At 71.2% G+C, this 19553-nt stretch carries 21 protein-coding genes; 9 read left to right on the top strand and 12 right to left on the bottom strand.

Annotated features, from left to right (window positions below; genetic code table 11):
* Nucleotides 1-88 precede the first annotated feature (88 nt).
* Both ACIBVP_RS30390 and ACIBVP_RS30385 read right to left on the bottom strand, forming a co-directional pair.
* On the bottom strand, nucleotides 89-736 hold the full coding sequence (locus ACIBVP_RS30390; RefSeq protein ID WP_396110010.1) for a response regulator: 648 nt from the start codon (nucleotides 734-736) through the stop codon (nucleotides 89-91).
* Between the two features lie 30 nt (nucleotides 737-766).
* Nucleotides 767-1930 carry a sensor histidine kinase gene (locus ACIBVP_RS30385; RefSeq protein WP_396109802.1) on the bottom strand — a complete coding sequence of 388 codons (1164 nt, stop codon included), beginning with the start codon at nucleotides 1928-1930 and terminating at the stop codon, nucleotides 767-769.
* Nucleotides 1931-2088: 158 nt separating this feature from the next.
* On the opposite strand from ACIBVP_RS30385, the gene ACIBVP_RS30380 reads away from it, so the two are divergent.
* The gene (locus ACIBVP_RS30380) at nucleotides 2089-2688 is read left to right on the top strand and encodes an MmpS family transport accessory protein (protein WP_396109801.1); all 600 of its coding nucleotides are present in this window, start codon (nucleotides 2089-2091) and stop codon (nucleotides 2686-2688) included.
* Here ACIBVP_RS30380 and ACIBVP_RS30375 read toward each other — a convergent pair.
* Nucleotides 2685-3143: an Lrp/AsnC family transcriptional regulator gene (locus tag ACIBVP_RS30375; protein ID WP_396109800.1), complete on the bottom strand. Its 459-nt coding sequence runs from the start codon at nucleotides 3141-3143 to the stop codon at nucleotides 2685-2687. The genes ACIBVP_RS30380 and ACIBVP_RS30375 overlap by 4 nt on opposite strands.
* A gap of 35 nt (nucleotides 3144-3178) precedes the next feature.
* On the opposite strand from ACIBVP_RS30375, the gene ACIBVP_RS30370 reads away from it, so the two are divergent.
* On the top strand, nucleotides 3179-4078 hold the full coding sequence (locus tag ACIBVP_RS30370) for an SMP-30/gluconolactonase/LRE family protein (protein ID WP_396109799.1): 900 nt from the start codon (nucleotides 3179-3181) through the stop codon (nucleotides 4076-4078).
* Here ACIBVP_RS30370 and ACIBVP_RS30365 read toward each other — a convergent pair.
* Together ACIBVP_RS30365 and ACIBVP_RS30360 are read right to left on the bottom strand one after the other, a co-directional pair.
* Nucleotides 4072-4605, bottom strand: coding sequence for a GNAT family N-acetyltransferase (locus ACIBVP_RS30365; protein WP_396109798.1), 534 nt, complete (start codon nucleotides 4603-4605; stop codon nucleotides 4072-4074). The genes ACIBVP_RS30370 and ACIBVP_RS30365 overlap by 7 nt on opposite strands.
* Nucleotides 4606-4626: 21 nt before the next feature.
* Nucleotides 4627-5835 (bottom strand): SGNH/GDSL hydrolase family protein, encoded by a 1209-nt coding sequence (locus tag ACIBVP_RS30360; protein ID WP_396109797.1) that lies wholly within the window; start codon nucleotides 5833-5835, stop codon nucleotides 4627-4629.
* A 341-nt stretch (nucleotides 5836-6176) separates the two neighbouring features.
* Here ACIBVP_RS30360 and ACIBVP_RS30355 point away from each other — a divergent pair, with 341 nt between their 5' ends.
* The 4 genes from ACIBVP_RS30355 to ACIBVP_RS30340 all read left to right on the top strand — a co-directional run bounded on the left by ACIBVP_RS30355 (nucleotide 6177) and on the right by ACIBVP_RS30340 (nucleotide 11145).
* Nucleotides 6177-7019 (top strand): NAD(P)-dependent oxidoreductase, encoded by an 843-nt coding sequence (locus ACIBVP_RS30355; protein WP_396109796.1) that lies wholly within the window; start codon nucleotides 6177-6179, stop codon nucleotides 7017-7019.
* Nucleotides 7020-7044: 25 nt separating this feature from the next.
* A complete protein-coding gene (locus tag ACIBVP_RS30350) occupies nucleotides 7045-8265 on the top strand; it encodes a PucR family transcriptional regulator (protein WP_396109795.1) in 1221 nt (406 codons plus the stop codon).
* Between the two features lie 90 nt (nucleotides 8266-8355).
* Nucleotides 8356-10659 carry a molybdopterin cofactor-binding domain-containing protein gene (locus ACIBVP_RS30345; protein ID WP_396109794.1) on the top strand — a complete coding sequence of 768 codons (2304 nt, stop codon included), beginning with the start codon at nucleotides 8356-8358 and terminating at the stop codon, nucleotides 10657-10659.
* Nucleotides 10660-10668: 9 nt separating this feature from the next.
* Nucleotides 10669-11145 (top strand): (2Fe-2S)-binding protein, encoded by a 477-nt coding sequence (locus tag ACIBVP_RS30340; protein ID WP_396109793.1) that lies wholly within the window; start codon nucleotides 10669-10671, stop codon nucleotides 11143-11145.
* Here the strand turns inward: ACIBVP_RS30340 and ACIBVP_RS30335 are convergent, their stop codons facing one another.
* Nucleotides 11146-11877, bottom strand: coding sequence for an SHOCT domain-containing protein (locus ACIBVP_RS30335; protein WP_396109792.1), 732 nt, complete (start codon nucleotides 11875-11877; stop codon nucleotides 11146-11148).
* Nucleotides 11878-11931: 54 nt separating this feature from the next.
* Between ACIBVP_RS30335 and ACIBVP_RS30330 the strand changes: the two genes are divergently transcribed.
* A complete protein-coding gene (locus ACIBVP_RS30330; RefSeq protein WP_396109791.1) occupies nucleotides 11932-12546 on the top strand; it encodes a DUF2238 domain-containing protein in 615 nt (204 codons plus the stop codon).
* Here ACIBVP_RS30330 and ACIBVP_RS30325 read toward each other — a convergent pair.
* Genes ACIBVP_RS30325 through ACIBVP_RS30315 form a run of 3 tightly spaced genes read right to left on the bottom strand, consistent with a single transcriptional unit; the run spans nucleotide 12530 to nucleotide 15515 of the window.
* On the bottom strand, nucleotides 12530-13687 hold the full coding sequence (locus ACIBVP_RS30325) for a cytochrome P450 (protein ID WP_396109790.1): 1158 nt from the start codon (nucleotides 13685-13687) through the stop codon (nucleotides 12530-12532). The genes ACIBVP_RS30330 and ACIBVP_RS30325 overlap by 17 nt on opposite strands.
* An 18-nt stretch (nucleotides 13688-13705) precedes the next feature.
* Complete coding sequence (locus tag ACIBVP_RS30320) at nucleotides 13706-15091, bottom strand: MFS transporter (protein ID WP_396109789.1); 1386 nt, start codon at nucleotides 15089-15091, stop codon at nucleotides 13706-13708.
* A 40-nt stretch (nucleotides 15092-15131) separates the two neighbouring features.
* Nucleotides 15132-15515 (bottom strand): NUDIX hydrolase, encoded by a 384-nt coding sequence (locus tag ACIBVP_RS30315; RefSeq protein ID WP_396109788.1) that lies wholly within the window; start codon nucleotides 15513-15515, stop codon nucleotides 15132-15134.
* A gap of 132 nt (nucleotides 15516-15647) precedes the next feature.
* On the opposite strand from ACIBVP_RS30315, the gene ACIBVP_RS30310 reads away from it, so the two are divergent.
* Nucleotides 15648-16364, top strand: coding sequence for a lytic polysaccharide monooxygenase (locus ACIBVP_RS30310; RefSeq protein ID WP_396109787.1), 717 nt, complete (start codon nucleotides 15648-15650; stop codon nucleotides 16362-16364).
* A 62-nt stretch (nucleotides 16365-16426) separates the two neighbouring features.
* On the top strand, nucleotides 16427-16999 hold the full coding sequence (locus ACIBVP_RS30305) for a DUF305 domain-containing protein (RefSeq protein ID WP_396109786.1): 573 nt from the start codon (nucleotides 16427-16429) through the stop codon (nucleotides 16997-16999).
* A gap of 195 nt (nucleotides 17000-17194) precedes the next feature.
* Here ACIBVP_RS30305 and dhaM read toward each other — a convergent pair whose 3' ends face one another.
* From dhaM to dhaK, 3 genes are read right to left on the bottom strand one after another with little or no spacing between them, the layout of a single operon-like run.
* Complete coding sequence (gene dhaM, locus ACIBVP_RS30300; RefSeq protein ID WP_396109785.1) at nucleotides 17195-17914, bottom strand: dihydroxyacetone kinase phosphoryl donor subunit DhaM; 720 nt, start codon at nucleotides 17912-17914, stop codon at nucleotides 17195-17197.
* On the bottom strand, nucleotides 17911-18528 hold the full coding sequence (gene dhaL, locus ACIBVP_RS30295) for a dihydroxyacetone kinase subunit DhaL (RefSeq protein WP_396109784.1): 618 nt from the start codon (nucleotides 18526-18528) through the stop codon (nucleotides 17911-17913). The genes dhaM and dhaL overlap by 4 nt, the downstream gene beginning before the upstream one ends.
* 1 nt (nucleotide 18529) lies before the next feature.
* Nucleotides 18530-19522 (bottom strand): dihydroxyacetone kinase subunit DhaK, encoded by a 993-nt coding sequence (dhaK, locus tag ACIBVP_RS30290; RefSeq protein ID WP_396109783.1) that lies wholly within the window; start codon nucleotides 19520-19522, stop codon nucleotides 18530-18532.
* Nucleotides 19523-19553: the final 31 nt, after the last annotated feature.

Here is a 19553-nt window from a genome sequence, read left to right as displayed (position 1 = left end):
AGCTACGCCGATTCCGCGCCGGTACCAGCCCCGGAAGAGCACCAACCTCGGGGCGGTCCCGGGCCGTCGCGACGGTCTCGGCCGGGTGCTACGGGGTGACCATGCCCGCTTCGTAGGCGAAGATCGTCAGTTGGACCCGGTTGGTGATGTCGAGCTTCGCGAAGGTCCTGGTGATGTGGGTCTTCACGGTCGCCTCGCTGAGGAAGAGTTCGGCCGCGATGTCGGCGTTCGACTTTCCCTGGGCGACGGCGGTGACGACTTCGCGTTCGCGGTCCGAGAGGGTGGCCAGTCTGGTCACGGCACGCTGTCGGCGGGGGTTCGCCCGGGCCGCGACGAAGTGACCCACGAGTTTGCGGGTGGTGCCGGGTGACAGCATGACGTCACCCCTGGCGACGGTGCGGACGGCGTCGATGATCTCCTGCGGCGAGCCCTCCTTGAGGAGGAACCCGCTCGCGCCCGCGGCCAGGGCGTCGAACACGTACTCGTCGAGGTCGTAGGTGGTCAGCACCAGGACCTTGGGTGCGTCGGTGAGGGCGGTCACGGCTTTCGTGGCAGCCAGGCCGTCCATGCGCCGCATGCGGATGTCCATGATCACGACGTCGGGGGCCGTCGCGCGTACGCGGGTGACGGCCTCGTCCCCGTCGCTCGCCTCGCCGGCCACCTCGATGTCCGGGGCACTGCCCAGGATCATCGACAAGCCGGTACGCACGAGCGGGTCGTCGTCGACGAGCAGCACCCGCAGCTGAGTCACCGGGACATCGTAGGGTCACGTCGGTTGCCACGGGAGCCAGGCGCGTACCGCGAACGTCCCCTCGGGTGTCGGGCCTGCCGACACGGTGCCGCCCAGCGCGGTCACGCGTTCGGAGATGCCGGTGAGGCCGGTGCCGCTGCCCGGGTTCGGGGCGGCCGGGACCAGCGGGTTCACGACCTCCAGGGTCACGCCCCCGCCCGGGCCGCCGCGGACCGTCACGTCCGCGGGGGCGCCTGGGGCGTGGCGCAGGAGGTTGGTCAGTGACTCCTGCACGATCCGGTACACCGCCATGCCCAACGGTGCGGGGGTGCTTCCCGCCTGGTCGAGCAGCACGGTCAGGTTGACCGCCACGGCGGCTTTCCTGGTTTCCGCCACGAGTGCGGGGAGGTCCGTCAGTGTGGGTGCCGGGCCCGACGACAGCTGGAAGTCCCTGCCGTCGCGCAGCACGCCGATGACCTGGCGGAGGTCGTCCAGTGACTGCTTCGCGGTCGTGCGTACGGTGCGGGCGACCTCGCTCGTCGACGTCTGGTCGGTGACCTCCAGGGCGCCTGCCTGCAGCGACAGCAACGAGAGACGGTGGCCGAGCACGTCGTGCATCTCGTGGGCGATGCGCGAGCGCTCTTCCTGACGGGTCATCTCGTCCCGCAGCGCCGACTCGCGTAGTTCGCGCTGTCTGAGGTCCGCTCGCGTGCCTCGCAGGATGCCGACCGTGAGCGGGATCGCCGTCAGTACGGCCGCTGTCACCAGCACGCCGATCAGGTTGCCCGGCACCGTCGCCGGTACCCACGTGCCCGCGATCGTCACCTCGGGGTGCCAGCCGGCGTCGCGCCACACCGCCAAGGACGTCGCCGCGTAGGTGAGGGCACCGGCGAGCCAGAGCAGGCGGTCGCGGCGGGTGGCGGCCAGGGCCGCGAGTGCGACGAGCGCCGCCAGCGAGTCCGACGCCAGGAACGCGGGCACCAGTGCGATGCCGAGCACCAGCTCCGGTTTCTGGTGCCGCCAGCACAACATCACCGCCGCGCCGATGGCCGCGAGGAAGGAAAGGACAGTGAGGACAGTCGGGTGCAGGTTGCGGTCCGGTGGCACGTAGCCGTCGGCGCCGAACGCGTAGAAGCTGCTCACCACGCTGACCGCCACCGCGATCACGGTGATCACCACGCCGAGCACCCGCCGTCCCATGCGCAGAGCGTACGGACCACCTCGGCGCGTCCTCATCGACCGTTCCGATGAGATGGATTACATCGAAAGTCGTAACGCCTGACGGCCTGCGTACGACGCGATCACCGCGCCTTGATTGCTTGCATTCGCGGCATCACTTTTTCCCGAAAGGACCTTCCGTGACCCAGTACGCCCCGAACCCGCCGCAGCAGCCCACCGCGAGGCCGAGCAACGGCCTTGGCACCGCCGGATTCGTCGTCGGCCTCATCGGGCTCCTGTTCTCGTTCATCCCGCTGATCGGTGTCGTGGCCTGGCCGCTCGTGATCCTCGGGATCATCTTCTCCGCCGTCGGCATCAGCAAGGCCGCCAAGGGCCGCGCGACGAACAAGGGGCTCTCGATCGCCGGGCTCGTGGTGTCGATCGTCGGGCTCGTCATCTGCGTGCTGTGGGTGGCCGTGTGGAACAAGGCCGTCGACGACGTGCGGGAGGAGGCGAACCGCGAAGCCGTGATCGTGTACGAGGTGACCGGCGACGCGCCGTCCGCGGACATCACCTACTCGACCTACGGCGACGAGATGACCACCAACCAGGAGACCGTCACGAAGCTGCCGTGGCGCAAGGAGGTCACGACCACCGGCATCATCAAGGACGGTCAGCTGATCGTCTCGACCGGCGCCGACGGCGGCAGCGTGACCTGCAAGCTGACGGTCGACGGCGAGGTCGTGAAGACCGCGACCGCGTCCGGCGCGTTCGCGATGGCGACCTGCGACAGCATCTAGCCGTTCGAGGGGGCCTGCGGACCGCCGGCCCCCTCGAACACGGTTTCCAGCACCACGATCGTCTGCGTGCCACTGACGCCGTCGATCATGAAGAGCCTGCGCAGCACGTCCTGCAGTTCCTCGGTCGTGCCGGTCCGGACCTTCACCAGCAGGGCCGCGGACCCGGCGATGACGTGTGCCTCCTCCAACTCCGGCAGCTCCCGCAGTGCGGCGTGCGTCGCCTCCTCCCCCATCCAGGCGTTCGCCTCGACCAGGACGAACGCCAGCACCGGCCGTCCGACGGCGACGGGGTCGACGTCGATGGTGGTGCGGCGGATGACACCGCGCTCCCGCAGCTTGCGCACCCGTTCATGGGCGGCGCCCGCCGAGAGACCCGCCAGCTTCCCGAGCGTCGCGTACGACTGGGTGGCGTCCACACGGAGCGCGCTCAACAGAATCTGATCCAACTCATCCACTTGTTCACCATATCTCGTTCGGTAGAGTCGCGGTCATGTCGAACACCATCCCAGCCGAGTTCAAACTCGTCGACGAGCGGTTCGCCCGTCTCGACGGCGACTTCGTGGTCCAGCGGCTCCACACCGACGCCCGCAAGTCCGAGGGGCCGGTCTACTTCCCCGCCGGGCGCTACCTCGTGTGGAGCGACATCCCGAACGAGCGGCTGCTGCGGTGGGACGAGACGAGCGGCGCGGTCGGCGTGTTCCGCGAGAACACCGGCCACGCCAACGGGAACACGATCGACCGCCAGGGCAGGCTGATCACGTGCGAGCAGGGCGCCCGGCGCGTCACCCGCACCGAGCACGACGGCACGATCACCGTCCTCGCCACGCACTGGCACGGGAAACGGCTCAACAGCCCCAATGACGTCGTCGTCCGCGCGGACGACACGATCTGGTTCACCGACCCGAGCTACGGCATCGCCGACGACTACGAGGGTCACCGCGCCGAGAGCGAGATCGGCGCGTGCCACGTGTACCGCCTGGACCTCGACGGCACGGTCACCGCGGTGGCGACGGACTTCTGCCGCCCCAACGGCCTGGCGTTCTCCCCCGACGAGCGCAGGCTGTACGTGGTGGACACGCGCCAGGAACCCAGCCACATCAGGGTGTTCGACGTCCTCGACGACAACACGCTGGCCGGTGGCGAGATCTTCGCCGAGTGCGACTTCGGCCGGTTCGACGGCATCCGCCTCGACGACATGGGCCGCGTGTGGGCCGCCGCCTGGGACGGGGTGCACTGTTTCCACCCGGACGGCACGCTGCTCGGCAAGCTCCTGCTCCCCGAGCCGGTGTCGAACGTCGCGTTCGGCGGCGCGCGGCGCAACGACCTGTTCATCACGGCAGGCGGTTCCCTGTACAGCCTGAAGGTCACCTTCACAGGCGCGCGTTACTGACCCCGGGCACCCGGCCACGGCCCGGGCGGTTCCGCGGGCATCGCCTCGTCCGTCGTTTCCGTCCGGTAGAGCGTCATGCCGCGCGCCTGGTAGTTCGCGAGCGCCGCGGGCCCGTCGAGCGAGCAGGTGTGCACCCACACCCGCTCACCGGTCAGCTCCCATGCCCGCCGCAACGCGACGGTGAGCAGGTGACCGCCGATGCCCTGCCCCACGAACGCCGGGAGCAGACCGAAGTACACGATCTCGACCTCGCCACCGGCGGCGGCCAGTTCGACGTACCCGGCGGGAGTCCCGCGCCGGTAGGCGACCCAGGTCTCCACGCCGGGCCGCGACAGCCAGTCGTGCCACTGCTGCCACGTCCACCCGAGACGGTCGAGCCAGAACCAGTCACCGCCGACCGCCGTGTACAGGAAGCGGTTCAGCTCCGGGCTCACCACCTCGGCGCGGGTGACGGTGACCGGCGCCGGACGAGCCGCGTTCAGCTCGTCCGGGCCGCGCTGCTCCAGGTACCAGGTCGTGATCTCCATGCCCTGATCATGCAGGCATGGCTACAGCAGTGACAGGTCGACGGCGTCCGCCATCGCGCGGTAGCCGGCGTCGTTGGGGTGCAGGTGGTCACCGCTGTCGTAGGCGGGCAGCATGCGCAGCGGGTCCGCGGGATCGCGCAGCGCCCTGTCGAAGTCGATCACCGCGTCGAACTCGTGGCCGTGGCGGATGAAGTCGTTCACCGCCTGCCGCGTCGCCTCGAGGGTCTCGTCCCACACGCGCCAGCCCTTGAACGGCACGAGCGTGCCACCGATGACGCGGATGCCCCGGGCCTTGGCCTGCGCGATCACCTGCCGGTACGCGGAGATGATCATCGCGGGGTCGGTCTGGTGCGGGTCCTGCTGGATGTCGTTGATGCCCTCGAGGACGATCAGTGTGCGGACGTCGCCCTGGCTGAGCACGTCGTCGGCGAGCCGGGAGAGCGCGTTCCGGCCGAAGGCGCTGCCGGGGACGTCGAGCAGGAGCCGGTTGCCGCTGATGCCCGCGTTGAGCACACCGAGCCTGCCGCGGAGGCGGTCGGAGAGCAGGTCGGGCCAGCGGTTGTTGGCGCCCGTCGCGGAGCCGACGCCGTCGGTGATGGAGTCGCCGAGGATCGCGACGGAGCCGGGTGCCGTCGACAGGACGTCGACGCCGCTGACGTAGTGCCAGACGCCTGTCCGCTCGGTGAACGCGGCACCGGACTCCTGGTCGGCGAAGTCGCCGGTACGGGTGAAGAACGAGGTCTGCGCGGTGAACGCGTGGTAGGTGACGGGGCCGGACGGGGTCGGGGTGTAGGTGGTGACGAGCAGGTCGCTGTCGCGGGGCACGACGAGGTCGACCGGGTCGCTCAGCACCTCGGCGGCCGCGGGCACGACGACGTCGCGGTGGCCGCCGAACGTGACCGTGCGCATGGTGCCGGGTCTCGCGGCGGGCGAGGTGCCGGACTGGGCGACGGCGATTGTGACGTGGCCGAGGGTCAGCCGGGCTCTGCCGAAGGTGTTGGACAACCGCACGCGGGCCTTCGTGCCGCCGACGCTCGTGTGGACGACGTTGCGGATCGAGAAGTTCGGGTAGCCGTTCTCCGTGCCGGCGACGCCCGCGCCGGGGGACGCCGCCCAGGTCCCGACCCAGCCGCCGGGCGCGTGGCTCGCGGGTGGGGTGGACGTGGCCGTGCTCGAGGTGACCAGTGCCGCGGTGAGCACCGTTGCTCCGAAAACCAGTAACCGCCTCATGACGATCACCGTGGCTTCCTGGCGCGGGAGGCGGCAACCGCTGTCCGGGTGACGGGGATTCGTCACGGGGAGTGGCCTCCGGCCCCCGGTGTCCATTTTACGCGGCAGCACCGACGTTCCGGGGTCGGTTGTCCACAGGCGACGGCCGCCGGCCCCCGGAATCCACGCTACCGCAAGGGAACGACAGTTCCGGGTCTGTGGGCCGGGGTTGTCCACAGGTGCGGCGGTTGTCCACAACGGCGGCGTCGGCCGGGGATTTGTGTCAGTGGGCGCCGGTAGCATGGATTCCGGGGGCCGGAGGCCGAGCGGGCCCGGGCGCCCGCCGGACTAGGTTGGCGGGCATGACCACTGTCGCACTGCTCGGCACCGGGATCATGGGTTCCGGCATGGGCCGCAGCCTCGCCCGCGCCGGAGTTGACGTCACCGTCTGGAACCGTTCCGCCGACAAGGCCCGTGCGCTCGGGCTGCCCGTCGCCGAGGACGTCACGGCCGCCGTCCGGGACAAGGACGTCGTGGTCACCATGCTGTTCGACGCCGAGTCGGTCGCCACCGTCATGCGGACGGCGCTGCCCGCGCTGCGCCGCGACGCGGTGTGGCTGCAGACCAGCACCGTCGGGCTCGAGGAGACGGCCGAACTCGCGGACCTCGCCGCGCGGCACGGCATCACCTTCGTCGACGCCCCCGTGCTCGGCACCCGTCAGCCCGCCGAGAACGGGCAGCTCACCGTGCTCGCGGCCGGGCCGCCGGAAGCACGTGACCGGATCGCTCCGGTGCTCGACGCGATCAGCGCCAAGGTCGTGTGGGCCGGCGAGGAACCGGGCGGCGGGCACCGGCTGAAGCTCGTCGCCAACGCGTGGGTGCTGTCGATCACGGCGGCGACCGCGCAGAGCGTCGCACTGGCGGAAGGGCTGGGGCTCGACCCGCGCCAGTTCCTGGACCTCATCGCGGGCGGCCCACTCGACTCCGGGTACGCGCAGCTCAAGGGCAAGGCCATGCTGTCCGGCGACTTCACCCCCGCGTTCGCGCTGAGCGGCGCGACCAAGGACGCGGGCCTGATCCGGGCGGCCGCGGCCGACGCGGGCGTGGCGACGGACCTGGTCGCGGCCCTGGAGAAGCTGTTCGCGGCGGCCGGGGACCAGGACGACGACATGGCGGCGGTGGTCCGGGCGACCAGACCCGCTTGAGCGGCTGTGCGATCCTCTATCCGGGATGACCGAACTGCCCCACCGCGTCGGTACCCGGACCGCGACGTCCCTGGTGGCGGACGTGCTGTCGCGCGTTCCGGAGCTGACCGACGCCCTCGTCACGCTCATCGGCGAGCAGAACCCGGGTTACCGCCGCATGAAGGTCGTCCCGCCGCACGACCTCTGGCAGTCCTGCCACGACAACCTCACCCGCGTGCTGCAGCTGGTCTCCCGCGCGGCCGGTGAGGAACCCGACGGCACCGACCTCTACGACGCGGCCCGCGCGACCGGGCGGCAGCGGGCCCAGCAGCGCATGCCGCTGGACGACGTGCTGCGCTCATTCCGGCTCGGCGGACGCCTGGTGTGGGAGGCGCTGATCCACCGGGCCCGCGCCGGTGAGCTGGCCGACCCGGACGAGCTGCTCAACCTCGCGTCGTGGGTGTGGACGGTCGTCGACGACACGTCCGCGCAGGTCGCGATCGCCTACCACGCAACGGAACGCGAGCTGGTGCGCGTCGACGAGCAGCGCCGCGCCACACTGTGGGAAGGCCTGCTGCACGGCCGCGCGAAGGAACCCGCGTTCGCGTTGCAGGCCGCGCAGAGCATCGGGGTGCCGGTCGACGGGCCGTACACGGTGGTCGTCCTCGATGCCGAAACGGGCGACAACCGGACCGGCTCGGCGCTCGAGTGCGGGCTCGCCGAGGCGGGCGTCGTGTCGGTGTGGCAGGCGCGGGCGGGCACGCTCGTCGGGTTGCTCGCCGTCGCCGACACCACCGTCGCGCTGCGGGTGCTGCGTGCGGACCCGCGGGTTCCGGTCGGCGTGTCGATGACCGTGCCGTCGCTCGCCGACGTGGACGTCGCGTACCGGCAGGCGGTGCTGGCGCGCAACACCGTGCCGCCGGGCCGGGTGGAGGTCGCCGCGCTCGCCGACCGGCTGCCGGAGGCGTTGCTGCTCAGCGCGCCCGCGCTGGCGGAGGCGCTGATCGAGCGGCGGCTGGGCCCGCTGCTGAAGGTGCCGCTGGCCGAGCGACGGTTGCTGCTCGACACGCTCAACTCGTGGCTGGAGACCGGCGGCTCGATCAACCAGACCGCGAACGCCGTGCACTGCCACCGCAACACGGTGATCAACCGGCTGCGGCGGGTCGAGACCATCACCGGCCTCGACCTGGCCGACACGGCCGCTCACCTGGAGCTTTCGCTGGCCCTGCGTGCGTCGTGGCTCCTGCCGCCAGGGCCACTCGCGTAACCACCTGTGCACGGTGCACAACCGGATACGCCCAAACGTAGGCATGGCGTTCCTTCTCATGGCGTATGTGACGTGACACACTCCGCGACCATGGCAGAACAACGTCGTTCGCCGGAGAACCCCACCCGCAGGCGGTTCCTCGGTTACCTCATCGCCGCCCCCACGCTCGCCGTCGGCGTGACCTGGGCCGCGGGTGGCTTCGACAGCGCCGAGGCGGCCATCCCCTCACCGCCGCAGCCGGAGGACCTCTTCGACCTGGGTGACCTGCAGAACCTCGCTGCCGCGCCCACCTCAGGGCTGATCTCGGTGCGGGTCAACGAGGACGGCACCGCCTCGTTCGCGCTGCACCGGTGTGAGGTCGGCCAGGGCATCACCACGACCGTCGCGATGATGATCGCCGAGGAACTGGACCTGCCCGTCGAGAAGATCCGCATCACGCTCGCCGACGCGCGTCCCGAACTGCTGATGAACCAGCTCACCGGCGGCTCCAACTCGGTGCGCAGCATCTACACACCGGTCCGCACGGCGGCCGCGATCGCGCGGCAGCGGCTGATCCGCACGGCGGCCGCGCGGTGGGGGGTGCCGGAGAACGAGGTCGCGACCCGCGACGGGGTGCTGTCCCACACGAGCGGGCGGACCGCGACCTACGGCGACCTCACGACGGCCGCGGCCAGCGACACGACGATCCAGGTGTCCGCCGACCTCAAGGCACCCGCGGACTTCCGGGTGCTGGGCAAGCCGCACAACCGGATCGACGCGCTCGAAGCCGTCACCGGCCGCAAGCAGTTCGGCATGGACCTGCGGGTGCCCGGCGCGAAGCCGTGCATGGTGCGCAGGGCGCCGACGATCAACGGCACCCCGAAGGCCGTGCACAACCTCGACGCGGTGAAGGCCATGCCGGGCATCACCGACGTCGCCGTGGTCACCTACGGCGTCGCGGTGCGGGGTGACACGTTCGGCCAGTGCATCGACGCGCTGCGGGCGCTCGAGGTGGACTGGCACCCCGGCACGGTCGCGGGCGAGTCCGACGAGACCGTCCTCGCCAAGCTGAAGAAGGCGCGGCTCCCCCTCGCCGTGCCGCCGCTCGGCTCGGTCTCCGTCGACGCCGAGTTCACGTTCGCCTTCGCCTCCAACGCGCCGCTCGAACCGGACAACGCGATCGCGGACGTGCGGTCCGACCGCGCGGAGGTCTGGTCGACGCTGAAGGTGCCGATCGTCGCGCAGAAGAACATCGCGGCCAAGCTGGGGCTGCCGATCGACAAGGTCGTCGTGCACGTCGTGCCGGGTGGTGGCTCGTTCGGGCGGCACCTGTTCGACGACGTGGCCGTCGAGGCCGCGGAGATCTCGCAGAAGATGGGCAAGCCGGTCAAGCTGTCGTGGTCCCGCACCGACGACTTCCGGCAGGGCCGCACGCACCCGATGTGCATCTCGAACGTGCGGGCCACCTACCTGCTGGGCAACGTGCTGACCTTCGAGCAGCGGCACACCAGCTCGGAGACCGACTTCGGCCACGGCCTCGGCGAGATGATCACCGCGACCGCCGCGGAGCTGCCGATCGCGGGGAACCTGTCGTTCGCCGAGTCGGTGTTCCTGCTGAGCCAGTCGGTGCCGTACAACTTCGGGGTCGTCACGCAGCTGCTGAACGAGATCCCGCTCAAGTTCAACACCGGCAGCATGCGCAACATCTACTCCCCCAACGTGGTCACCGCGATGGAGCTGGTCGTCGACCGGCTGGCGGCGAAGATGCGCAAGGACCCGGTCACGTTCCGTCGCGAGTTCCTCAAGGACCGCAGGTTGCGCGCGGTGCTGGACAAGGCCGTCGAGGTCGGCCAGTGGGGCAGGGCGATGCCGGACGGCACCGCGCAGGGCATCGCGCTGCACGCCGAGTACCGCGGCGCGGTGGCCATGCTGGTGGAGATCGACTGCAGGCCGGAGACCGTGAACCGGCCCATCGAGCACGGCGTGACCGGTCCGCGGGTCACGAAGGCGACGATCGTGGTCGACGCCGGGCTGGCGCTCAACCCGCGCGGCCTGGAGGCGCAGATGATCGGCTGCCTCAACGACGGCATCGCGCTGACGCTGACGTCCAGCCTCCACATCAGGGACGGCATCCCGCTCGAAGGCAGCTGGGACGACTACTTCTACACCCGGCAGTGGAACACGCCGCCGGACGTGCGGGTGGTCGTGATGCCGCCGACCGGTGACACCCCGAGCGGCGCCGGTGAGCTGGGTGTCGCACCCGCGGCCGCCGCGGTGGCCTGCGCGTACGCCCGCGCCACCGGCACGATGCCGACGAGCTTCCCGATCAACCACGGCACGCTCGGCTTCGAGCCGTTCCCGCTGCAACCGTCCACCCCGCAGTCGCCGACCGACGGCCTCGACCACAGCTATTAGGAGACTTCCGTGCCACAACACACGTTCTCGCTGAACGGCACCCGGGTCACCGTCGAGGTCGCCGACGACGTGCGGCTGCTGTGGGTGCTGCGCGACATCCTCGGCGTCATGGGCCCCAAGTACGGCTGCGGACTCAACGTCTGCAAGTCGTGCACCTCGCACATCAACGGCAAGGCGTTCAACCCGTGCGCGGTGCCGGTGTCGGCGATCAAGGAGTCCGACGAGATCACCACCATCGAGGGCCTGCCCGCCACGGTCGGCCGCGACCTGCACCCCATGCAGGAGGCGTGGCTGGAGGAGGACGTCTCGCAGTGCGGCTACTGCCAGCCGGGCCAGATCATGGCGGCGGTCGCGCTCGTGCGGAAGGCCCGCGAGGAAGGCCGCGCGATCACCGACGCCGACCTCGACGGGCTGCGCAACATCTGCCGGTGCGGCACCTACCAGCGGATCCGGACGGCGATCAGGAAGGGCGAGTCGCGGATGTAGTCACCGGTCCAGAACGCGCCGTTTGGCCTGCTCGAACTCCACGTCCGTCAGGTGACCCTCCGCGTGCAGGGCGGCGAGGCGCGTCAGCTCGGTGGACAACGAGTCGTCGTCGTCCTTGTCGTTCGTGGTCAGCACCGGCTGCTTCCCCGGTGCGGGACGGGCCCTGGACGGGTCGCGGACCAGGTAGTACGCGCGGACCGGCTGTCCGCGCAGCTGCTCGGGGGCCCGCACGCGGACCGCGTGCGGGCGCCCTTCGAGGTCGGTGAACGACAGCGTCGCCATCCCGTCGCGGAAGTCGTCCAGCTCCGCGGGCACGCGCGCCCAGCCGAGGAGCCGCCAGGTCGGTCCGGGCAGCCGCCACTCGATCAGCAGCCCGAGCACCGCGACGACACCGCCGACGATGGCGACGACCCGCCAGAAGCCGACCTGGTCCGACAGCACCTCGACCTGGCGGTCCGCGAACGCCGCCTCCCAGCCCGAGACCATGGCCAGCGGCGCGACGGCGAGCATCAACCCGACCCCGGCGACCCGCAGCACCGTCGCGAGCAGGACCAACGCCAGGACCGCGAGTGCGACGCCCGCGACCACGAGCATGACGCGCCCGTCGTTCGTGCCGCACTCGCCGTTGCCGTAGCAGGTCCACTCGATGTCGCCGGAGACGTAGGCCCAGTCCCGCAACACGAACCACGCGGCGACCGCGGCGAGAGCGCCGATGACGAGGCGGATCTTCATGCCGGGAGTATCGCCCGCCGAGCCGGTTTCGCGACGCCGCCTTACGATCACCGTGTGACCACGGTCTCGCGACGGGAAGGTGTGCTGCTCGTCGGGATCGTCGTCGTGGCGCTGGTGTGGTCGGCGATCGGCGCGAAGAGCATCGGCACGTGGGCGCTCGAGGTGGTCTGGGTCCTCGTCGGGGCGCCGCTGGTGCTGGTGTTCCGGCGGCGGTTCCCGCTCTCCCGGCTCGTGTGCTGGCTGCTCGTGTGCCACGCGGTCGTGCTCTGCTACGGCGGCCACTACACGTACGCGGAGACGCCGCTCGGCGACTGGTTCCGCGACCGGTTCGACCTGTCGCGCAACCACTACGACCGGTTCGCCCACTTCGTGCAGGGGTTCGTGCCCGCGGTGCTCGTGCGGGAGCTGCTGCTGCGGCTCACTCCCCTGCGGCGCGGCGGGTGGACGTTCACGCTCACCACCGCGGTGTGCCTGGCGATCTCCGCGTGCTTCGAGTTCGTGGAGTGGGCGTCGGCGGTCATCCTCGGCGCGGGCGCGGACGCGTTCCTCGCCACGCAGGGGGATGTGTGGGACACGCAGTGGGACATGTTCCTGGCGCTGTGCGGTGCGGTGCTGGCACAGCTGCTGCTGGGTCGTGTGCACAACCGTCAGCTCAGAGCAGCACGCTGAGCTTCTCGGTGCCGTGCTGCACGAAGCCCCGTGCGCCGTAGTGGAAGACGGGCGGGTCGTCCGGGTCGAGCCGCAGGTCGGGGAACTCGTCGAGCAGCGTCTCGACCGCCGCGCGGACCTCGATGCGGGCGAGCGGCGCGCCCGCGCAGTAGTGCGGGCCGAGACCGAACCCGAGATGGCTCGCGCCCCGGCCGAGGTCGAAGGTGTCCGGGTCGTGGTGCACGGTCTCGTCGAAGTGCGCGCCCGCGATGCACAGGTAGACCATGCTGCCCTGGGTGAAGGTGGTACCGGCGAGCTCGGTGTCCTCGGTGACGAGCCGGTACAGGCCCGCGGACGGGTTGGCCCAGCGGAACGCCTCCTCGATGGCGCCGTCGATCAGGTCGTGGTCGGCGCGAACGGCGGAGAGCGCTCTCCCGTTGAGCAGCAGGCTCGCGAGGGTGCCGGACAACATCTGGATGGTGGTCTCGAAACCGCCGAGCAGCAGGGAGATCACGGCCATCACGCACTCGTCGGCGGAGAAGGCGCCCTCGGCGAGGTGGGCGCGGACGACGTCGCCGAGCAGGTTGTCGCCGGGGTCGGCCGGGTCGACGAGCGTCTCGGTGTGGGCACGCAGCTCGGAGAACGCTGTCCTGCCCGGTTCCGCGAGTTCCTCGTTCATCGGTGAGCCGAGCCAGGTGACGATGGCGCGGACCAGCGCGAGCCCGCGGTCGCCGAGGTCGTCGGGGATGCCGAGCAGGTCGACGAACACGGCCATCGGGTAGCGGGCGATCATGTCGTCGACCAGGTCGGCCCGAGTGCGGCCGCGCAGCCGGGAGACCGCTCTCCCGGCGACGGCACGGACCCGGTCGGTGTAGCGCGCGGACGCGACCGGGCTGAAGAACCGGTTGTGGATGCGCCGCTGCCGCAGGTGCGCCGGCCCGTTGTGGGCGATCATCATCGTCTCCATCGGCGGGGTGCCGTAGAAGGCGGTGCTGAACACGGTGCTGTCGCGCAGCGCGGCGGAGACGTCCTTGTGCCGCAACACAAGCGGCGCGGCCATGAGGTCGTCGAACACGACGGGCCGGTCCCTGCCCATGGCGGCGAGCGCTCTCCCGAGCGTGGCAGGCGATGCGGAGCGAACGGCGAACGGGCTCTCGGTCATGACGCACCCCCGCGGCCATTACACCCCGCGGTCGGCGGGCCCCGCAATGTCGTAGTCAGACTGGGAGAGCGCTCTCTGCCCGGCGGCGACGAGCGCGGCGGCCACCAGCGTCAACCCGCCCGCGAGGACGAGCGCCCAGTGCAACCCGGTGGTGAACCCGGCGGCGAAGTCAGCACCGGACTTGGTGCCGAGGTTGGCGTTGACGATCGCGCCGAGTGCGGCGATGCCCAGCGCGGTGCCGGTCTGCCGGGCGGCGTTGACCGTCGCGGCGGCCGTGCCGGACCGTTCGCGGCCCACGGCCGACACCCCGGCCGAGTTGGTCGTGGTGATCGCGAATCCCATGCCGACGCCGAGCACCGCGAACAGGACGCCGATCAGCGGGTAACCGCTCTCCGGCTGGACCAGCAACAGCGACAGCAGGCCGCCGCCGATCATCGTGTAGCCGGCGAGCATCACGCGGTCCCCGCCGATGCGCCCGCCGAGCACCGACCCCGCCGCGATACCGAGCGAGTACGGCAGGAAGCGCACACCCGTCTCCGCCGCGGACGCACCCTGGACCTGTTGCAGGAAAAGGGAAAGCAGGTAGAAGCTGCCGTACGCGCCGAACCCGAGCACGAACGACGAGAACGTCACGACCGCGAACCGGGGCCGCGCGAACAGGCCCGCGGGCAGCATCGGCCGCGCGACCTTCCGCTCCACCACGACGAAGACCGCGAACAACACGACCGCGAGCGCCAGCAGCGACAGGATCAGCGGCGAGTCCCAGCCGCGGTGCCCGGCCTCGAGCACGGCGTAGGTCAACGCGGCGAGCCAGCCGACCGCGAGGACCTGCCCGGCGGGGTCGGCGCCGGCGTGCGCGGGATCGGCGGACTCGGTGATGCCACGCAGCCCCGCGACGATCGCGACCGCACCCAGCGGCAGGTTGATGAGGAAGATCGCGGGCCAGCCGAACGCGTCGGTCAGCACGCCGCCGACGAGCGGCCCGACGACCACCGCGAGCGCGACACACGCGCCCCACAGCCCGATCATCCGCGCCTGCTGCCGCGTCTCCGGAAACCCTTGCACCAGCAGGGAGAGCGCTCCCGGCGCGACCGCGGCCGCGCCGACCCCCTGCACGAGCCTGCCGACGATCAGCAAGGTGGTCGAGGCCGCGACCGCACACAGGAGCGAGCCGAGCACGAACACCCCGAGCCCGCCGAGGTAGAGACGTTTGCGGCCAAAGCGGTCGGCGAGGGAGCCGCCGGTGAGGATCAGCGCGGACAGGCACAGGGTGTAGCTGTCGACGACCCACTGGATGGTGCTGAAGCCGGCGGACAGCTCGTGCTGCATCGCGGGCAGGGCGACGTTGACCACGCTCACGTCGAGCAGCGACATGAACGTGCCGAGGAAGACGGCGACCACCACCGGTCCACGGCACCACGTGCGGCTCGAGGACCGGTGGAGTTCAGGCTCGGAAGTGGTCGGCCAGGTCCAGGCCGGCGGGGTCGGTGAGCCAGGTGAACTCGTCGTGCTCGCCGTCGTGGAGGACCACGTCGCGGGGCGCGCCCTCGTCGACGTCGAACACCCGCGCGTGGATGCGGAGATCCTTGCCGCCGATGTCCATCCACGTGTGGCGCCCGCGCTCACCGGTGACGTGGACGGCGAGCCCGGTCTCCTCGGCGACCTCCCGCACGGCGGCGATCTCGTGCGGCTCACCGGGTTCGACGGTGCCGCCGGGCAGCTCCCACTGCCCGGCGCGGAACACCCCGGGCGCCCGCCGCAGGTAGAGCACGGCTCCGTCCCGCACGATCCGGCAGTACACGAGGTGTTTCTCGGCGGTGTCCCCCATGCGCGGAGCCTAGCCCTTTCTTGACCGGTCACGGAGTGCGACAGGTTGACTGCGGAACCAATATGGTCTAAACCATACGTGTGGTCTAGACCACATCTCCGGAAACACCCCTGCGTACCGGGAGATTGGATCATGAGCCTGAAAAGAAAACTGGTCTTGTTCTCGACCGCCGCAACCATCGCGCCACTGGGGCTCGTGGTGCTCCCAGCGGCGACCGCGAACGCGCACGGCTACATCTCCAGCCCGCCGTCACGGCAGGCGCAGTGCGCACAGGGCACGGTGTCCTGTGGCGAGATCAAGTGGGAACCGCAGTCGGTCGAAGGGCCGAAGGGACTGCGCAGCTGCAACGGCGGTGTCAGCCGGTTCGCGGAGCTCAACGACGACAGCAAGCCGTGGCGGGCCACGTCGGTCGGCTCGACGGTCACGTTCACGTGGACGTTCACCGCCCGGCACTCGACGAGCAACTTCCAGTACTTTCTCGGCAACACCAAGGTCGCGGAGTTCTCTGGCAACAACCAGCAGCCGCCGCCCACGCTCTCGCACACCGTGAACCTCGGTGGCGCGAGCGGCAGGCAGAAGCTGCTGGCCGTGTGGAACATCGCCGACACCCCGAACGCGTTCTACGCGTGCGTCGACCTGCAAGTGGGTGGCGGGTCGCCGTCCGAGCCGCCGTCGGAGGAGCCGCCGCCGACGGAGCCGCCCGCGAGTGGCACGTGGGCGACCGGCACGTACTACGCGGCCGGATCCCAGGTGACCTACAACGGCACTACGTACCAGGCCTTGCAGAGCCACACGGCACTGCCGGGCTGGGAGCCGCCGAGCACCCCTGCGCTCTGGCAGGCCCTGTGATCCGGTAGCCGAGCCGGCCGGCCCGCTGCGGGGCCGGCCGGCGCTCCTGGAGGCATCGCACGATGAAACGCTGGCTGCTCGCCGTCCTGATGATCGCGCTCTCCGGGTGCGGCACCGGTGTCACCGAGACGACCGGGGTGTCGCTGTCGGCCCCGCCGCCGGACGGCTCGTACAACGACACCGACGTGATGTACCTGCAGATGGCCGTGCCCCAACACGAACAGGGCATCGAGATGGCCCGGCTCGCCACGGAACGCGCGGCCCGCGCCGACGTCCGCGACCTGGCCGCCGCGATCGCGGCCACCCAGACCGACGAACTGGACCAGATGAGGGCGTGGCTGGTGGAGTGGGACCAGCCGATCGCCTACGACCCGAACCCGGACGCGCACGCGGGACACGGCGGCATGCACGGCTCCGACCCGGCCGTACTGCAGGTGCTGCGGGACACCCCGGCCGGACCGGACTTCGACTCGCGTTTCCTGAACCTGCTGACCGGCCACCAGCACGGCGCGGTCGAACTGGCGCGCATGGAGGAGAAGGACGGGCGCCACCCGGACGCGAGAGCGCTCGCCGGCCGCGTCATCAAGTCCCGCACCGCGCAGATCCGGCAGATGGCCACCTACCTGCGACGGTGAACCCGGCCGAGATCGACGGGCGGCCCCCTTCGCGCCACCACCGGGTCGACGTCCACAGCGGACGGTCGAGCCGCTCGCTCCACCACGTGGATGACGCCTTCCCGGTATGTGAGGCGCCAGTGGTCGTTCCCACCCGGCCCGGTTCCGGCATGGCCCGGCTCACACCGTCCACAAGAGACTCCCCGGCCGGGGTCGTCACTCGTCGAAGTCGCGGGCGGCCAGGTCCTGGAAGGCCTGCACCGCCTCGTCGGCCTGCGGGCCGGTCGCCGACACGTGGACCTCGTCACCGCCGCGGGCGCCGAGCGCCATCAGCGCGAGCACGCTCCTGCCGTCCGCGGTCGCGTCGCCGAACCGCACGGTGACCCGGGCGTCGAGCTGCGACATCGCACGGGCGACCAGCGCGGCGGGCCGAGCGTGGAGACCGATCTTGTTCGTCAGCGGCACCGTCACCTCGGTCGGCGGCACCGGGGTGGCGGTGGCGAGGCTCTGGCTGCCGATGATGTCGACGCCGCCCGCGACCCCGTCCGCGGCGACCGGGCCGCCGGGCACGGTGACCGCGTCCTCCGCGGCGTAGGCCACCTCGTCGACGTCGGCACCGCCCTGCGCGGCGACCGCGGCCGCGACGGCGCCCTCCACCAGCGGCGCGTCCACGAGGCGGGCACCCTCGGTCGACTCCACGGCCATCTCGGCGACCATGCGCGCGCTGCCGAGGTCGTAGAGCAGCACCACGCCCGCGCCGCTCTCGGCCCGTTCGATCGCGGCCGCCACGGCGTCGAAGTCCGTGCCGATGCCGCCGTCGGCCGTGCCACCGGCGGGCACCACGATGACGTCCGGCGCCATCTGCGCCGCCACCTCCACCACACCGGCCGCGAGCCCGGCGCTGTGCGACACGACGACCAGCCCGACCCTGCTCACCGCGCGGCCACCTCCGCGAACGCACGCAGCAGCAACGACGTCGACCGCGCGCCGGGGTCCATGTGCCCGGCGCTGCGGTCGCCCAGGTAGGACGCACGGCCCTTGCGTGCGACGAGCGGGACGGTGGCCTCGGCGCCGGTGGCGGCCGCGTCCGCCGCGGCGGCCAGGAGCTCCGCCGCGGTGTCGCCCTTCGCCGCCTGCACGGCCGGGCCGAGCGCATCGACCATCGTCTTGTCGCCGGGCTCCGCCTTGCCGCGTGCGACGACCCCTTCGAGGGCCGCGGAGAGCGCTCTCCCGAGGTCCGCCGGGCTCAGCTCGTCGAGGTCCTTCACCGCGGCCGACGCCCGCAGGAACGCCGTGCCGTACAGCGGTCCCGCGGCGCCGCCGACCTTGGAGATCAGCGTGGTGGCGACGACCTTCAGCACCGCGGAGGGGCTGTCCGGGGTGTTCGTCTCGAACGCGGCGAGGACGGCCTTGAACCCGCGGTCCATGTTCTCGCCGTGATCGCCGTCGCCGATCGCGCGGTCCAGCTGGATCAGCTCGACACGGTGCTCCTCGACGGTCGCCGCGGCCGCTCGGAGAGCGGTTACCAGGTCGTTCGCGGTGCAGCCCACGTCAGTTCCCCCACCGCAGCGCGGCCGTGTGCACCGGCGCGTCCCACAGCTCGCGCAGCTCGTCGTCCAGTTTCAGCAGTGTGAGGCTCATGCCCTGCATCTCCAGGCTCGTGACATACGGCCCGACGAGCCGTCGTTCCACCACGATGCCCCGGTCGGCGAGCATCCGCTCGGCGATGCCGTGCGCGAGGTACAGCTCCACCAGCGGGGTCCCGCCCATCGAGTTGGTGAACACCAGCACCCGGTCGCCCTCGGTGAACGGCAGGTCCTCGAGGATCGGTTCGAGCAGGCGGGCGACGATCCCGTCGGCGTTCTCGACCGGCATGCGCGCACGACCGGGCTCGCCGTGGATACCGATGCCGACCTCCATCTCGTCGTCGGCGAGGTCGAAGCTGGGTTCGCCGACGTGCGGGACGGTCGGCGCGGTCAACGCCATGCCCATGGACCGGACATTGGCGACGACGCGCTCGGCGATGGCGTGCACGGCCGCGAGGTCGTCACCCCGCGCCGCCGCGGCGCCGACGATCTTCTCCAGCGGCACGGTCCCGCCGACCCCGCGACGGCCCGCGGTCCAGGTGGAGTCCTTCACGGCGACGTCGTCGTCGATGACGATCGTGCGGACCTCGGTCTCGGCCAGCTCGGCGGCGGTCTCGAAGTTGAGGACGTCCCCGGTGTAGTTCTTGACGACCAGCAGCGCGCCCGCGCCGCCGTCGGTCTTCTCGACCGCGGTGGTGACCTGGTCGGGGGTGGGCGACGTGAACACGGCGCCGGGGCAGGCCGCGTCGAGCATGCCGGGGCCGACGAGGCCGCCGTGCATGGGTTCGTGCCCGGACCCACCACCGGAGATGATCGCGACCTTGCCCTGCACGGGCGCGTCGGCCCGCACGATCACGGCGGGGTCGTGGATGACGGTGAGGAGATCACCGTGCGCCAGCTCGAGCCCCCGGAGGGACTCGGCGACGACGGTGGACGGATCGTTGATGATCTTCTTCATGATCGCTCCCGGTGACGTCGGCGGCGCTGCC

The organism is Actinophytocola sp. NPDC049390 (assembly GCF_044466355.1).
GTDB lineage: Bacteria > Actinomycetota > Actinomycetes > Mycobacteriales > Pseudonocardiaceae > Actinophytocola.
The sequence above is the reverse complement of the archived record's forward strand: the minus strand, read 5'-3'. Positions and strand labels throughout refer to the sequence as shown.